Annotated in this window: 1 protein-coding gene; it reads left to right on the top strand. The window is 42.1% G+C overall.

Annotated features, from left to right (window positions below; genetic code table 11):
* Positions 1-805, top strand: an 805-nt coding sequence (locus tag ADH51_RS00005) for a Rib/alpha-like domain-containing protein (RefSeq protein WP_048673680.1), incomplete at both ends; no start/stop codon positions are given.

The raw sequence follows: 805 nt of genomic DNA, 5'->3' as shown, positions 1-805 counted from the left end.
CAAGACACCAGTCGACACAACAACAGTTGGTGAAAAAGACGCAACAGTTGTTGTGACTTACCCAGATGGTTCTAAAGATGAAGTACCAGTTAAGGTAACTGTTAAAGATCCACGTACAGATGCGGATAAGAATACCCCAGTAGCGAAAGATCAAACTGTTAAAGTTGGTGACACACCAGATGCCAAGAATTCAATTGGTAATGTCTCAGATCTTCCAAGTGGTACTACATTTGAATATAAGACACCGGTAGATACAACAACAGTTGGTGAAAAAGACGCAACAGTTGTTGTTACTTATCCAGATGGTTCTAAGGATGAAGTACCAGTTAAGGTTACTGTAGCCGCAAATCCAACTCAAGCTGATGTAAATACTCCTGTAGCTAAGGATCAAACGGTTAACGTTGGTGAAACACCAGATGCTAAAGGTTCAATTGGCAACGTTTCAGATCTACCAAATGGCACTACATTTGAGTACAAGACACCAGTAGATACAACAACTGCAGGTGAGAAAGATGCAACAGTTGTCGTGACATACCCAGATGGTTCTAAAGACGAAGTCCCAGTTAAGGTAACAGTCGTAGATTCACGTACGGATGCGGATAAGAACACGCCAACGCCTAAGGATCAAACTGTTAACATGGGCGAAACACCAGATGCTAAAGGTTCAATTGGTAACGTCTCAGACCTACCAAATGGCACAACATTTGAGTACAAGACACCAGTTGATACAACAACTGCAGGTGACAAAGACGCAACAGTTGTTGTCACTTATCCAGACGGTTCTAAGGATGAAGTTCCAGTTAAG

The sequence above is a fragment of the Streptococcus sp. 449_SSPC genome, assembly GCF_001073005.1.
GTDB classification, from domain to species: domain Bacteria; phylum Bacillota; class Bacilli; order Lactobacillales; family Streptococcaceae; genus Streptococcus; species Streptococcus salivarius_F.
Note: the sequence above shows the minus strand (reverse complement) of the source record. Positions and strands in the feature narration are given on the sequence as shown.